Source organism: Methylorubrum populi (genome assembly GCA_036946625.1).
Classification (GTDB): domain Bacteria; phylum Pseudomonadota; class Alphaproteobacteria; order Rhizobiales; family Beijerinckiaceae; genus Methylobacterium; species Methylobacterium populi_C.
Map to the genome: position 1 here is coordinate 1,241,921 of JAQIIU010000002.1, position 14,003 is coordinate 1,255,923.

9 protein-coding genes and 2 pseudogenes are annotated in these 14,003 nt (G+C 69.2%); 5 read left to right on the forward strand and 6 right to left on the reverse strand.

What is annotated here, in order from left to right; genetic code table 11:
- Positions 1–4: 4 nt before the first annotated feature.
- Positions 5–686: pseudogene (locus PGN25_07800) on the reverse strand (MgtC/SapB family protein).
- A gap of 130 nt (positions 687–816) precedes the next feature.
- On the opposite strand from PGN25_07800, the gene lgt reads away from it, so the two are divergent.
- From lgt to PGN25_07825, 5 genes are all read left to right on the forward strand, one after another.
- On the forward strand, positions 817–1,707 hold the full coding sequence (gene lgt / locus PGN25_07805; GenBank protein ID MEH3117501.1) for a prolipoprotein diacylglyceryl transferase: 891 nt from the start codon (positions 817–819) through the stop codon (positions 1,705–1,707).
- 2 nt (positions 1,708–1,709) lie between these two features.
- Positions 1,710–2,798, forward strand: coding sequence for an SAM-dependent methyltransferase (locus PGN25_07810; GenBank protein ID MEH3117502.1), 1,089 nt, complete (start codon positions 1,710–1,712; stop codon positions 2,796–2,798).
- A 6-nt stretch (positions 2,799–2,804) separates the two neighbouring features.
- The gene (gene pgeF, locus PGN25_07815; GenBank protein MEH3117503.1) at positions 2,805–3,572 is read left to right on the forward strand and encodes a peptidoglycan editing factor PgeF; all 768 of its coding nucleotides are present in this window, start codon (positions 2,805–2,807) and stop codon (positions 3,570–3,572) included.
- 399 nt (positions 3,573–3,971) lie between these two features.
- Complete coding sequence (locus PGN25_07820; GenBank protein MEH3117504.1) at positions 3,972–4,859, forward strand: porin family protein; 888 nt, start codon at positions 3,972–3,974, stop codon at positions 4,857–4,859.
- A 223-nt stretch (positions 4,860–5,082) separates the two neighbouring features.
- Positions 5,083–5,808 carry a DUF2076 domain-containing protein gene (locus PGN25_07825; GenBank protein ID MEH3117505.1) on the forward strand — a complete coding sequence of 242 codons (726 nt, stop codon included), beginning with the start codon at positions 5,083–5,085 and terminating at the stop codon, positions 5,806–5,808.
- 155 nt (positions 5,809–5,963) lie between these two features.
- On the opposite strand, the pseudogene PGN25_07830 reads toward PGN25_07825, so the two are convergent.
- The 5 genes and pseudogenes from PGN25_07830 to PGN25_07850 all read right to left on the reverse strand — a co-directional run bounded on the left by PGN25_07830 (position 5,964) and on the right by PGN25_07850 (position 13,871).
- A pseudogene (locus PGN25_07830) lies at positions 5,964–6,458 on the reverse strand (IS3 family transposase).
- A 475-nt stretch (positions 6,459–6,933) separates the two neighbouring features.
- Complete coding sequence (locus PGN25_07835) at positions 6,934–8,157, reverse strand: SDR family NAD(P)-dependent oxidoreductase (GenBank protein MEH3117506.1); 1,224 nt, start codon at positions 8,155–8,157, stop codon at positions 6,934–6,936.
- A complete protein-coding gene (locus PGN25_07840; protein MEH3117507.1) occupies positions 8,154–11,057 on the reverse strand; it encodes an NAD(P)-binding domain-containing protein in 2,904 nt (967 codons plus the stop codon). Before PGN25_07840 ends, PGN25_07835 begins: the two co-directional genes overlap by 4 nt.
- 441 nt (positions 11,058–11,498) lie before the next feature.
- Positions 11,499–12,638 carry an alpha/beta hydrolase gene (locus PGN25_07845; GenBank protein ID MEH3117508.1) on the reverse strand — a complete coding sequence of 380 codons (1,140 nt, stop codon included), beginning with the start codon at positions 12,636–12,638 and terminating at the stop codon, positions 11,499–11,501.
- 51 nt (positions 12,639–12,689) lie between these two features.
- On the reverse strand, positions 12,690–13,871 hold the full coding sequence (locus tag PGN25_07850) for a long-chain fatty acid transporter (protein MEH3117509.1): 1,182 nt from the start codon (positions 13,869–13,871) through the stop codon (positions 12,690–12,692).
- Positions 13,872–14,003: the final 132 nt, after the last annotated feature.

Sequence of the window (14,003 nt, forward strand, 5' to 3'; positions counted from 1 at the left end):
GCCGTCACGCCTCGGAGCCGGAGCGGACGTTCAGGACCGACGGGTTTTTCCTCAATCGCCCGGCGATGGCCTCGACGCTCGTCCGAGAGAGCCGCACGAAGGCGATGCTCACCTCCTCAAGGCCCTCCTCCTCGCCCGGGCGCACCACGAACTGGCGCACCCGCGAGGCCCGCTCGCCCGTGACCTCCTGCAGCGTGTCGATCGAGAGGCTGCCGGCCTTGACCGTGAGGTGGAGCGCGCGCGTCTGCATCCGGTCGCGCCAGCTCTCCTCGATCGGCTTCACCCCGGCCAGAATGCCGACGACGAGGACGGTGGCGGCGATGGCGGCGACGTAGAGACCGCCGCCGACCGCGAGTCCGATCGCCGCCACCGCCCACAGGCTCGCGGGCGGTGGTGAGGCCCTTCACCACCTCGCCGCGCAGCAGGATCGTGCCCGCGCCGAGGAAGCCGATGCCGGAGACGACCTGCGCGGCCACGCGGGAGGGATCGAGCACGACATCCTTCTGCCCGAGCACGTCGGAGAAGCCGAAGGCCGAGACCAGCATGAACAGGCAGGCGCCGACGCAGACCAGCATGTGCGTGCGCAGGCCCGCGGCCCAGAGCAGCCGCTCCCGCTCGAAGCCGATCACGCTGCCCATGGCGCCCGCGAGCACCAGCCGCGCCACCATCTCCCCGTTGCCGAGCATCGCCCTCCTCGTATCCGCCGCGGCGTCGAGACTGCGCCCGGCGCTTCCAGGGTGCAACGCGTCCGAGCCTTGACGCTTCCGGCCGCGCGGGTCCAATGCGGCGCGAGTTTCAAGCCGTCACGGGCCGTCGATGCCGCCGCTTCTCGCCCTGCCCTTCCCGGCCATCGATCCGGTCGCGGTCTCGATCGGACCGGTCGAGATCAAGTGGTACGCGCTGTCCTACATCGCCGGGCTGATCGGCGGCTGGTTCTACGCCCGCCGGCTGGCCGCGGCCGATTCCCTCTGGGGCGTGGTCAGGCGTCCGACGCTCGCCGACATCGACGACCTGATCGTCTGGGTGGCGCTCGGCGTCGTGCTCGGCGGGCGCATCGGCTACGTGCTGTTCTACAACCTGCCGCTCTACCTCGATCACCCGATGGAGATCCTGGCGATCCGCAACGGCGGCATGTCGTTCCACGGCGGCTTCCTCGGCGCGATCCTGGCGCTGCTGCTGTTCGCCCGCGCGCGGAGCCTCAACGGCTACACCATGCTCGACCTCGCCGCGGTGGTGGTGCCGATCGGCCTGTTCTTCGGGCGCATCGCCAATTTCGTGAACGGCGAGCTGTGGGGCCGACCCGCGCCCGACTTTCCCTACGCCATCGTGTTCCCGACCGGGGGCGACGTGCCGCGCTATCCCAGCCAGTTGTTCGAGGCGGGCACGGAAGGGCTCCTGCTCTTCATCGTCATGGCTCTCGCCGTGCGGCGCTTCGGCTTCCGCAAGCCGGGCCTGCTCGGCGGCATCTTCGTGCTCGGCTACGCGCTGACGCGCACCTTCTGCGAGTTCTTCCGCGAGCCGGACCGGCAGCTCGGCTTTCTGTTCGGCCAGGACGTGAACGCGCTGGGCGGCGGCGTCACCATGGGCATGCTGCTCTGCGTGCCGATGGCGTTGGTCGGGCTCGTCTACATCGTGCTCGCCGCCCGCGGGGTGACGCGGCCACGGCCGAAAGGGCCGGAAATCCAGGCCGAAGCCGGGCAGATCTGAGCGTGGAGCCCGGGGCGACACCGCTTTTCGCGATCCTCGCGCGGGAGATCCGCGAGAGCGGGCCGATCGGGCTCGACCGCTACATGGCGCTCTGCCTCGGCCATCCGCGCCACGGCTACTACGCCACGCGCGATCCCTTCGGGGCGGCCGGCGACTTCGTCACCGCGCCGGAGATCAGCCAGATGTTCGGCGAGCTGATCGGCGCCTGGGCCGCCGCGGTTCTGGCGACAATGCCGGGCGAGCGCCCTTGCCTGGTGGAACTCGGGCCCGGCCGCGGCACGCTGATGGCCGACGCGCTGCGGGCGCTCCGCGCGGCCGGCGCCGCCTTCGACCTCCACCTCGTCGAGACGAGCCCGGTCCTGCGCCGGCTCCAGGCCGAGCGGCTCGCCGGGGCCGCGCCGACCTTCCACGATTCGGTGGCGAGCCTGCCCGACGCGCCGCTCCTCGTGATCGCCAACGAGTTCTTCGACGCCCTGCCCGCCCGTCAGTTCGTGCGCACGGGGCGAGGCTGGCGCGAGCGCCGCGTCGGCCTCGCGCCGGGGGGCGATGCGCTGGCCTTCGGCCTCGATCCGGAGCCCGACCCGCGCCTCTCGGCGGAGGCGCCCGAGGGCGCCGTGCTCACCCTGCCGAGTCAAGGGCTCGCCGTGATGCGCGACCTCTGCCGACGCCTCGTCGCCCGGGGCGGTGCCCTGCTCGCCATCGATTACGGTCACGACCGATCCCGTTTCGGCGATACCTTTCAGGCCCTCGCCGACCATCGCTTCGCCGATCCGCTGGCCCGACCGGGCGCGGCGGATCTGACCCTTCACGTCGATTTCGGAGCGCTCGCCCGCGCCGCCCTCGTGGAGGGCGCGGCGGTGCACGGACCCGTCACGCAGCGCGATTTCCTGTTTGGGCTCGGGCTGGCGGCCCGCGCCGAGCGGCTCTCGGCCCGTGCGACGCCGGCCCAGGCCGAGGCGATCGGAGCTGCCTTCGCCCGCCTGACCGATCCCGATCCGCACGGCATGGGGGCCCTGTTCAAGGTGCTCGGCGTGAGCCATCCGGCGCTGGGCCCCCTGCCGGCGCTCCCGCCTCCCGTCGAGAGACCCTGAGAGCCCATGTTCATCGAAGCGCCCGAACTCAGCTCGCACTCTTACGTGCGGCACGCCTTCTTCACTCGGCAGGGCGGCGTCTCGGAAGGGCTCTACGCGTCGCTGAACGGCGGGATCGGCTCGCAGGACGAGGCGGCGCGGGTCGGCGAGAATCGGGCGCGGATGTGCGCGCAGCTCGGACTGCCGAGCGGGAATCTCGTCAGCCTCTATCAGGTCCACTCGGCCGAGGTGGTCACCGTCGAAGCGCCCTTCCCCCTCGCCGAGCGTCCGAAGGCGGATGCCATGGTGACCCGCGTTCCCGGCCTCGCGCTCGGCATCGCCACCGCCGATTGCGGCCCGATCCTGTTCGCCGATCCGGAGAATCGGGTCGTCGGCGCCGCCCATGCCGGATGGAAGGGCGCACTCGGCGGTGTCGTCGAGGCGACGGTGACGGCAATGGAGGTGCTCGGCGCGCAGCGCGAAAACATCGTCGCCGTCCTCGGGCCGACGATCTCGCAGCCCTCCTACGAAGTCGGCGCCGAGTTCGTGGATCGCTTCCGTGCCGAGGTGCCCGATTCCGAGCGGTTCTTCGCGGGGGGGCGGCCGGGCCATGCCCAGTTCGACCTTCCAGCCTTCATTCTCGATCGGCTGGCGCAGGCGGGCATCGGCGAGGCGGCCTCGCTCGGCCTGTGCACCTATGCCGACTCCGACCGATTCTACAGCTTCCGGCGCACCACACACCGGAAAGAGCCCGATTACGGCCGACTGATCTCGGCGATTGCACTGACGCCCTGACGGTTTATCTTACAGAATTCACAAAAATCGTTGCATCGATGCAACGCCCGCCGCAAGGGCACCCACGGCCAGGCTTTTGTGCGCTGAAGCACTCGCATCCCGCGCCGCATCCATCGTAAGCCTTCCGACGTCGCGGAACGCCGTGGTTGTATCCCTGCGACAATCTGTCCGGAACCGTCACCAAAAAAGCTCGGCCGTAAGTGAACCTTGGCCGTTTGGCGGCGTTTCCCGGTTGGCAACGACGGCAGTCTAAAGACCACTGCCACAAAGGGGCCGCCTTCTGGACGGTCGGCGTGGTCGAGCCGCAACAGCATCTTCCGGGATGCTGCAATAGATACGGGGCACCGTGCCGCTCCGCTTCCCTGGAGGCGGCGGCACAGTCTAAAGAGGATCAGAGTGATGAAATCCTTCCTTCGCGCCGGTACGGCCATGGCCGGCATCGCCTTCGCCGGTTCGGCGCTCGCCGCCGACCTCCCGCGCCGCGCGGCTCCCCCGCCGGTGTTCCAGCCGGTGCCGGTCTTCACCTGGACGGGCTTCTACGCCGGTTTCAACGCCGGTTACGGCTTCGGCACCGGTAACGACAACAACACCCCGACCGTGATCGGCGTCGGCCCCGCCAGCGGCCTCGTCGGCGCCGGCACCACCGCGGTTGTCGCCTTCAACAACCGCCGCAGCGACGAAGGCTTCGTCGGCGGTGGTCAGATCGGCTACAACTACCAGTTCACCCCGGGCTCCGGTGTCGTGATCGGTGTCGAGGCCGACGCCCAGTACGTCGATTTCGGCCGTGACCGGAACCGCTTCGCCCTGGCCGGCGGCCCGCTCCTGGCCGGCACCCAGGTGTTCAACCCGAACGGCCTGTCGGGCCTCGACTTCTTCGGCACCGTCCGCGGCCGCCTCGGCTACGCCTTCGACCGCACCCTCGTGTACGGCACCGGCGGCTTCGCCTACGGCTCCGGCGGCGGCTCCGACTTCGGCCTGCCCGGCGGTTCCTCCGACGACTTCCGCACCGGCTGGGCCGCCGGTGGTGGTATCGAGTACGCTCTCCCGACCGACTCGTTCCTGAACTTCTTCAAGTCCTCGGCCGTCACGCTGAAGGTCGAAGGTCTGTACGTGAACCTCGATCGCGGCAACCGTCTGAACGGCGCCTTCGGTGCCACCCCGGCCGGCAACCTCGTCTACACGAACAGCCCGGGCGTCGTGCTCGCCTCCGGCAGCGTTGCCCGTCAGCGCGAGACCGAGTTCGCCGTCGTCCGCGCCGGCCTGAACTACAAGTTCGGCTCGTACTGAGACCCAATAGCCGGCGGTTCCTCAGCGAACCGCCGGACATCGTTCGGAAAAGCCCGGCCTCGCGGCCGGGCTTTTTTGTCGTCCGCTGAAGACAAACCGACCGATTCCGGCCGCGGCGAGAACGGACAATCGCTGGACGCCCCCTGACAAAAGCTCGACCGGCCCCCATCTCGTAACCGCCGTGCGGTGACGACGCCGTCGGCGCCTTCAGGAGGACGGCTCCATGAACAGCGAAGAACGCGACATCATCAACGGCATCTTCCAGCGCCTCGAACAGGCCTCCGGCCAGCCCCGTGACGCCGATGCCGAGCGCTTCATCGCCGAGAAGCTGCGCAGCCAGCCCTACGCCCCCTACGCGATGGCCCAGTTGATCTACGTGCAGGAGGAGGCGATCAAGAGTCTCAACCAGCAGCTCGAGCAGGCCCGCAGCCAAGCCCAGTCCCAGCCCTCGGGCGGCGGCTTCCTATCGAGCATCTTCGGCGGCGGCCAGCGCTCCGAGCCGCAGCGCCCGGCCGGCCAGCCCTGGGGCCAGCAGGGCGGATACGGCGGTCCGCAGCAGGGTTACGGCCAGCCCGGCGGGTACGGCAGTGCACCTCAAGGCGGCCCCTGGGGTGGCCAGCCGCAGCAGCCGGCCCGCGGCGGCGGCGGCTTCCTCGCCACCGCCCTGCCGATGGCGGCCGGTGCGGCCGGCGGCATGCTGCTCGGCAGCGCCCTCTCCAACGCCTTCGCAGGCGGCCATTCCGCCCTCGGCAGCGCCGCCGCGGCAGGCCTCGGCGGGGGCGGCGAGACGATCGTCGAGAACAACGACTTCGGCGGCGGGGGCGACCAGGATCTCGGCTCGGCGCTGGGCGGCAGCGACGGCGGCTTCCAGGATGCCTCGTTCGGCGGCGATTCCGGCGGTGACTTCGGCGGCGATCTCGGCGACGGCGGCGACGACGACTGGGCCTGATCCCGCCTGATCTGCCCCGACGGATCGAAAAGCCCGGAGCCGGTGGAACCGGTGCCGGGCTTCTTCGCTCGAGTCTGTCGGTGTGTGCGGAAGCGGGAAGTGTATCGGCAATAGAGTGAACCGGGTCGGGTTTCCCGGAGGCCGTTTGATTTGGGTCACGCAGCCAAGGCCTGCGCCTCCTTGAGTAAAGTAGCGCGCTTCGGCTTCGGCGGGAGGTACATTTCCAGACCGGTTCGAGCAGGCGGCGGGTGTTGAACCAGTCGACCCATTCGAGGGTGGCGAACTCCACCGCCTCGAAGCTGCGCCACGGTCCGGATCAATGGATCACCCGGTCGCGCGGACAGATGGCGGCCGGGTCGGGGATCGTGGTGCGAACCTTCTTGCCCCGCACGATACCCTCCAGCCCCGTGACCCGCATCAGCCGCGCCACCGTGCAACGGGCCGCCGGGATCCCTTCCCGGACGAGTTGCCGCCAGACCTTGCGCACGCCGTAGACGCAGAAGTTTTCCTTCGAACACGCGCCGGATCTCGACCATCAGTGCCGCGTCCGAGCGAGTCCGGGCCGGCAGCTTGCCGGGATCGACCCGCCGCGCAGCATGAGCGTAGTACGTCGACGGGGCGATCGGCAGGACCTTGCAGATCGGCCTCATCCTGAGGCTCTCGAAGGACGGCCCCGTAGGTCGATGGGGTTGGTCCGTCTTCGGATCCCCCGGTGAGCGGTGAGCGCCTCCTTGCGCGTGAGCCGTGAAGGTCAGCGTCTTGTCGGCGTCTTGGATGTGGATCGTCGGCTCCGGCACCGATGGCTTGGCCACGTTCGGCCCGGCAGCGCGTTATCCGCATCAGTCGATCTCGAACGGAGCCGTCCCGTGTCCGCACGTGCCGCCTTGTTTCTCCTGACCCTCGTATCGGCCGCGGAGGCCGCTCCCTTCGACAACCTGAAAGAGGATCTCGCATCCTGTCTGCGCTTCGAGTCGGCCGGGGCGAGGGCGCAGAGATCGATGCCGATGAAGGACAGAGCGGGACTGGCGCTTCAGCGCTGCGCCGTCGAGTTCGAAAGGCTGGATCGCGCCGACGGCCGCCGCCTGCGGAGCGATCAAGGCCTCAGTCCTTCGACCTGGTCGGTGCTCAGAAGCGTCTTCGGTTCTGGCAGCCGTGGACGCAGCCCGGTGCCGAGGTAGCGATCGATCGTACCACCGAGTGTTTTCCTTTGGGTTCACCGGTGAATCGACGACCTTGGTTGGGGCCTGCCGGATTGCCATGTCGCTCTATGCCGACATGAGAAGGAGGGCGGCTCGTGTACGCCGAGGACGCAATCGGTCTGCTCGCGTCCGAAGCGGAGGGGCGGAGCAACCCGTTCCCGTGGCGAACCGCATCAATTCCGTGAAGATGTGTGCAGCAGCACTGACGGATGCCTGACAGGATCGGTCGATAACCGCGACTGCCGTCCGAGTGCGTCCCTGTTGCGCGGTCCGGCCCGGTAGGATGTCGGCCGTCACGTCTCGACGGGACCGGCCATTCGCAGCGGCGGCACTCAGGACTGGACTGGTGCTTGGCCAGATAGCGCCGCATCCTGGCGGCTCCCTGTCTCTCGAAGGCCGGCAGCAGCCGCGGCAGAATCCACGGGAAGAAGGCGCAGAGGCGAGAGAGAAAGCCGTCGCCATAGGGCGCGTAATACTCCAACCCGCCCTCCCGGATCGCCCGCATGATACCCTTGACGACCGTTTCGGGCGCCAACGGTTCCGCGAGGAAGTTCAGGGGCGATCCCCCGGCACGGGCCTCGGCCAGCAGCATCTTCGTGTCGACCGAGGAGGGATAGACGCCCGAGACGGCGATTCCGCGCTCGCGCATCTCGAGCGCCAGGGCCAGCGTGAGGCCGCGCAGGCCGAACTTGCCGGCCGAGTAGATCGCGCTGTTCTTCAGCGGCAAGATACCCGCCATCGAGACGACGTTGACGATGGATCCGCCCGTCGAGACCTGTGGCAGAAAGGCCGCCAGCACGCGGATCGGGCCGAGGAGATTGATCTCCATCTGCCGCTCGATCGCCCCGGAACTCGCCCTGCGGAACGGTCCGGGCACGATGCAGCCGGCGTTGTTGACGATCGCATGGACACAGGGGAAGCGAGCCTGGGTCGCGGCGGCCGCCTCCGCCACGGAGGCGGGATCGGTCACGTCGCACCGCAGGGTCGTCACCTCGTCGCCGAACGCGCGCTGGCAGTCCGCGAGCCCGGCGTCATCGATGTCCAGCATCACCACGTGGAAATGACCTTCGATCAGACGTCGAGTCAGAACGCGGCCGATCCCGCCGGCCGCTCCCGTGACGATGGCGATTCTGCTCAAAGGGTTGCTCACTCCACCGCTCCAACTGCTCGAGTTCGGCTGACGTTCGCCGCTGCCGGGCCGGCTTTGTCCGGACGCGGCGTGAACGCCTGCACGTGGTCGTGGTCGCGACGGAGCCCCTCGAAAGACGCATCGTCGAGATCCGGCCAGCCGAGCCGGCGGCGGACCTCCGACATCAGCCTCCGGAAGGTCGCGGTGTGAACGTAGTTGGTGTGGCGGGGAGATTCGACGTAGGTCCTGCCCCCGCGCAGATCCGGGAAATGGTCCCTGCGGCGTCCGTCGAGCCAGTCGCGGCCGTGGCCGGTCTCGGTCGCGTGGATGTCGGCGACGATCAACTGCGCCATCTCGTCGAAACGACGGTAGGCCGCGTCCGCGAACTCGGTGAAGCCGAGGACGTAGAGGCCACGCCGCTGGCGGTGGAGCACGTTGAGGTAGAGCTGAGGACGGCCTCCGTTCCAGGCGAACAGAGCGGGGTCGAAGAAGGGCATGGCGTAGACGTAGCCGGTGGCGAGCACCACCACGTCGACCGCCTCCTCCGAGCCGTCGCGGAAAACCACGCCGTCGGCGCGGAAGGCCGCGATGTCGGGCTTCGCGATCAGGTCGCCGTGGCTGAGATGGTGCAGGATCTGCGTGTTCATGATCGGGTGGCTGGACAGCGCATCGTGATCCGGCTTCGGCAGGCCGAGGCGGGTCAGGTCGCCGTTCAGCGTGTCGAGCATGGCCCCGACATCGCCCGACACGGCGATGCCCCGCGGTGGAGGAACCTGCCCGCTCATCATCAGGTCGGTCGGCACGCCGAAGAGGTGCTTGGGGATGAAGCGGTAGCCGCGCCGCACGCTGAAGAAGGCGCTGCGGCCGAACTTCGCGGCGTCGCAGGCGATGTCGACGCCCGAATTGCCGGCGCCGACGACGAGCACGCGCTTGCCGGCGAAGGATTGCGGCCGGGTATACGCCACCGAGTGGAGAACCTCGCCGCGGAACGCGCTGCGACCGGGGATCTCCGGCAGATTCGGATGCCACGTCACGCCGGGGCAGGCGATGACGCCGGCGTAGCGGCGCACCTCGCCCGTCGACAGCGTGACCCGCCAGCCGCCCTCGGCCGGCTCGGCCGACGTCACCGCGGTGTTCAGGGTCACGTGCTCGTAGAGCCCGTAGGCGCGGGCGAAGCTGCGGATGTAGTCGAGGATCTGCCGGCAGGACGGGTAGTCCGGGTAGTGCTCCGGCATCGGGAAGCCGTAGAAGTACGAGGTCCACTTCGACGAGATGAAGTGGGCGCTCTCGTAGATCGGCGTGCCGGGGTTGTCGGGATCCCACAATCCGCCCACGTCGCCGTGCCGTTCGAAGCAATCGAACGGAACGCCTTCCGCGAGGAGGGCCCGCGCCATGATGAGACCGCTCGGCCCGGCGCCGACGATGCAGTAGCGGTTGCGGTAGGTCTCCACCGGCACGGCCGCGCGCGTGCGCACCGGGCGGTACTCGGTCGCGGCGATCTGCGCGTAGGCGCCCGGCCGCTTCCGCTTCAGCCAGCGGGCATAGCCGACCGCGACGGCGGCGAGCGGCAGGAACAGCCAGGGCAGGCTGTTGACGACCGGATTGTCGGTGCCGGTCAGCGTGCCGTAGTTCAGCGTGACCAGCACGAGGAAGGCCGTCAGGCCCAGGGCCGCGACCGCGGGCAGGATCTTCGTGGCGAGCGGTCGTGACGGGCGCACAGTCCGGAAGAAGCCGATCACGGCGAGCGCGCAGGCGATCTGCATGGCGATGATGCCGATCGTTCCGAGACCGATCATTGACGATGCGATGCCGAGATACGGGCTGACGCCGCAGAGGCCGAGACCGATCACCAGCGCGGTCTCGAGCCCCGTCATTGCGATGCTCGCGACGTGGGGCGAGTGGTGATCGGGATGGAAGCGCGCGAACGTCGTCGGCAACAGGCGGTCGCTGGCCAGCGCGAACACGTAACGGCTCGCGGCGTTGTGGACCGCCAGGAAGCTTGCCAGGATGCTCAGGACCAGGAGGATGCCGAAGGTCGCGGCCAGCCCCTCGCCGCCGTAGGCGGTCGCCAGGGTGAACAGGAAGTTGCCCGACTCGCGCTGCGCGAGCGCGCGGACCGCCTCGGGACCGGCCGCGCCGATGATGATCCAGACGGAGGCGAGATAGAACACGCCGACGAGGCCGAGCGCCGCGTAGGTCGCCTGCGGGATGGCGCGCCGCGGATCGCGCGTCTCCTCGCCGTAGAGCGCCACGGCCTCGAAGCCGACGAAGCAGACGATGGCGAAGGGGATGACGGCGCCGATGCCCGGATCGGCGAGGTGGGCGAGGCTCCAGACATCCGGCGGGAACGCGCCCAGGCCCTTCTGCGCGATCACGAGAGCCTCGAAGACCAAGAGGACGGCGAACTCCGCCGACAGCAGCCAGGTCAGGAGCTTGGCCGAGAGATCGAGCGAGCGGTATCCGAGCAGGCCGATGAGGCCGATGCCCGCCGCGGCGCAGGCGAGCCAGGAGACCTCGATGCCGGCCTCGTGCAGGACCAGCGCGGCGAAGTAGCCGAACCCGGCCGCGGTCCCGACGGCGTAGGCCGCGTAGGCGATCGCCGCCGCATAGGCCGCGACGACGCCGGCGGGCCGGCCCAGGCCCTGGCCCACCTGCGTGTAGAAGGCGCCCCTGCTGACGATCTCGCGGCTGAGCGCGGTGTAGCCGACGGCGAAGCAGGCCAGCGTTAGGCCGACCAGCGCGAAGGCCCCGGGCATGGACAGCCCCGCTTCCCGCGACAGGGCGAGCGGCATGTTGCCGATCAGGGCCGCCAGCGGGGCGGCGGCGGCGACCACCAACACGACGACGCGGCCGGGACCGATCAACGCGGCGCGCCTGTGGGCGGTCGGGTAGATCTCGGACGTGCGGTTCGGCCGATTCATCGAACAAGCCTTCTCGGCAGGGAACGCGCCCGGATGTGCGCAGATGCGAGCGGGCCGCCGGGTCGGGCGGATGCCCGTGGGGAGAGGGCGCCGGCGATGCGGCCCGTCCCGTCGAGGATCTGGCGGATTTCCGGGATCAGCAGGTCCCGCCTGCCCGCTTGGACCGGGACGGGCGGGAGCGCCGGCTCCTCCTCCGCGATCGGGATCGAGCCGGCGAACGCCGCTGGCCCTGATCATCCAGTCCGGGGCGCCGATCTGCTCCCGCCGCACAGCACGCATCGCGGCCAGGGCCGCCCGTGAAGACCGCAACGGGAGTCAGGGCGGCGGCAACGGGAATCGGCACAACGGCGTCGTATCCGGATCCCGGGTCTCCCGGCAGCAGGGCGAGGATAAGCCCCGCTTCCGGCGGGGGGCATGCGGGCGGGATACGGCAAGCGGCATTTAGGCCGTGAGGCGGATCGGGGCCGCCTCCGTCGTGGCCGCTCCGGAGCCAGCCGTCCTGCGGGCTCTGGCCATCGTGATCAGCACGCCGAGGGCGCCACAGACCTCCAGGCTCATGTCGCGCGCGAGCGTGCCTACCGCGTGCGCGTTGATCAGGGCATGCGTCGCGCCGGGGAAGCGGCGCAGCATCACCGGCACGCCGGCGTCCTCCAGCCGTTTGGCATAGGCCTCTCCCTCGTCGCGCAGCGGATCGAAGGCGGCCACGCCGACATAGGCCGGCGGCAGACCCTCGACCGTCTCCGCCAGGAGCGGCGACACCCTCGGGTCCAGGGCCTCGGACGGATCGGACAGGTAGTGGTTCTTGTACCAGCGCATCTGGGCCGCGGTGAGGAAGAAGCCTTCCTTGAACAGCTCGTAGGACCCGCTTTCCCTGGACAGGTCGGTGACGGGCATCAGCATCGCTTGGAAGGCGGGAACCGGCATCTCCTTGCGGGTACGGGCGCGCTCCGCCGCGATCTGGCAGACCACCGCCGTCAGGTTGCCGCCCGCGCTCTCGCCGCTCACGCCGACGAGATCCGGGTCGCAGCCCCAGGACGCCGCGTTCGCGACCGCGAAGTCGAAGGCCGCGAGCGAGTCGTCCAGCCCCTTGGGGAACTTGTGCTCGGGCGCGAGCCGGTAATCGACCGAGAGGACGCAAACCCCGGCTTCGGCGACCAGGAAGCGGACGAGCGAGTCACAGGACTCGAAGCCGCCGAGCACCCAGCCGCCGCCGTGATAGTAGACGACGAGAGGCAGGTCCTTGCCGGCCGCCTCGGGCTTGTAGAGACGAACCGGGACCGGGCCATGTGGTCCCGGGGCCGTGAGATCCTGGACCGAGCCGACCGGGCGCGGGTCGCCGAATACCCAGGCCTCGACCGCGATCTCCTTGCGTCCCTCCGGCAAGGGCTTGGTCTCGAAGGTATCGCCCCCGACCAGCTTGATCAGCCGTATCCCGAGCTGGACCGTCGGATGCAGCGTCTGACCGTCGATCCGGATCGGGGTGCCTGCCAGCAGGCGCTGGATGCCGGTCGGCAGGCTCCCGAGCGTGCGCATGACGGTGCGGGCGATGCGATCGCCGAAGGTGATGAAGGATGGTGTCATCGAATCCTCGACATGGCGAACGGTGCAGGAGGGTCGGGCCGCGGGCGGACTTCAGAAGTCCAGCAGGTACGAGAGGCCAGTCACGACGGCGTAGCCGGGTCCCGCCGTGCCGTCGACCGTCGCACCGGCGGCGAACGTCTGCGATCCGCCGGACAAGCGCGCGAGCAGGACGCCGGAGGCGATCTTGCCGTAATCGGTCTTGTATTCGAGACCCAGGCCGACGCCGACGCTGGCCGGCAGGATGAAGGCCGCGCTTCCGGTCTTGGTGTCCCAATTCAGGTTGACCGTGCCGGACAGGCGGTCGGTGAAGGCGTGACCGACGCCGACCTGCGTGGTGAAGCCATCCCGCAGGCCCAGGATCTTGCTGGACGGTCCGAGCTGGTCGATGGTGAAGCCGAATTGCGGCAGCACGCTCCAGTTGACCCAGGTGAACGCGCCGTAGACGAGCCATTGCGGGGCGATGCCGGTCTGCGCGTAGACCCGGACGGATTGCGGCAGCGTCCCCGCGCCCGTGGCGACGAGCGGTCCGCCGGACAGCCCGATCGCCGAGGCCAGCGGTCCCAGGGTGAAATTGCCGGTCAGCGCGTGATCCACCGCGGAGCGATACATCACCTGCATGCGCATCGCGTATTCGGGTACCGCGTAGGCCAGGCCGACGCGGTACCCGGCCTTCGCGTCCTGTTCGAGGTTCAGCGTGCCGAGCCGGGTGTTCTCCCGGTACTGCACGCCCTCCAGGAAGCCGCCGCCGAGCACGTAGAGCTTGCCGGGCCCGACATTGGCGCTGGCGGCGCAGGTGGTGCCGTATTCCTGGGTCGTCAGCCGGATGCTGCGCGTCGCGTTGGGCAGCAGGCCGACCTCCGCGAACGAGAGTGCCTGAGCATTCTGCGCGGCGAGGTTGTAGCTCGCCTCGATGCCGTACGGGTACGAGAAGTGGAAGGCGCAGGAGAGCTCCGGCGCGATCCGGAACTTGACGGCGAAGCTCGGCGCGGGAATCGGATCCACGTAGTTGGCGTATCCGACCCGCTGCCCCCGGATCGTCGAGAAGCTCTGGTTCGGGAAGATCCCGAGGGCGCCGATTCGGATGCTGAAGTTCCCTTCCGTGAACAGGATGTCCGTGTCGGCGACCGGCAGCGAGAAACCGCCGGCATGGGCCGGCGCGGCACTCAGCCAGCCGAGCGCGCAGAGAATGGCAGAATACTTTCTCAGAGTCGCGCCGTTATTAATACCGATCATTGCCCGATGTCCCCTCAGCAAAAACTGTCTATACTACTATATCACTGGAAGCCCGCGCATGTAAAATCTGCATTCTCAAAACATGGAAATGATCCTGTGCTGTTGCATTTTTGTGCCGGTGCGGCGGGCCCG

Excerpts from the sequence above, each read along its gene's own strand:
- PGN25_07825 (MEH3117505.1), top strand. The coding sequence starts at position 5,083 with ATGAACAGCGAAGAACGCGACATCATCAACGGCATCTTCCAGCGCCTC.
- PGN25_07840 (MEH3117507.1), bottom strand. The coding sequence starts at position 11,057 with ATGAATCGGCCGAACCGCACGTCCGAGATCTACCCGACCGCCCACAGG.
- PGN25_07850 (MEH3117509.1), bottom strand. The coding sequence starts at position 13,871 with ATGATCGGTATTAATAACGGCGCGACTCTGAGAAAGTATTCTGCCATT.
- pgeF (MEH3117503.1), top strand. The coding sequence starts at position 2,805 with ATGTTCATCGAAGCGCCCGAACTCAGCTCGCACTCTTACGTGCGGCAC.
- PGN25_07845 (MEH3117508.1), bottom strand. The coding sequence starts at position 12,638 with ATGACACCATCCTTCATCACCTTCGGCGATCGCATCGCCCGCACCGTC.
- PGN25_07820 (MEH3117504.1), top strand. The coding sequence starts at position 3,972 with ATGAAATCCTTCCTTCGCGCCGGTACGGCCATGGCCGGCATCGCCTTC.
- lgt (MEH3117501.1), top strand. The coding sequence starts at position 817 with ATGCCGCCGCTTCTCGCCCTGCCCTTCCCGGCCATCGATCCGGTCGCG.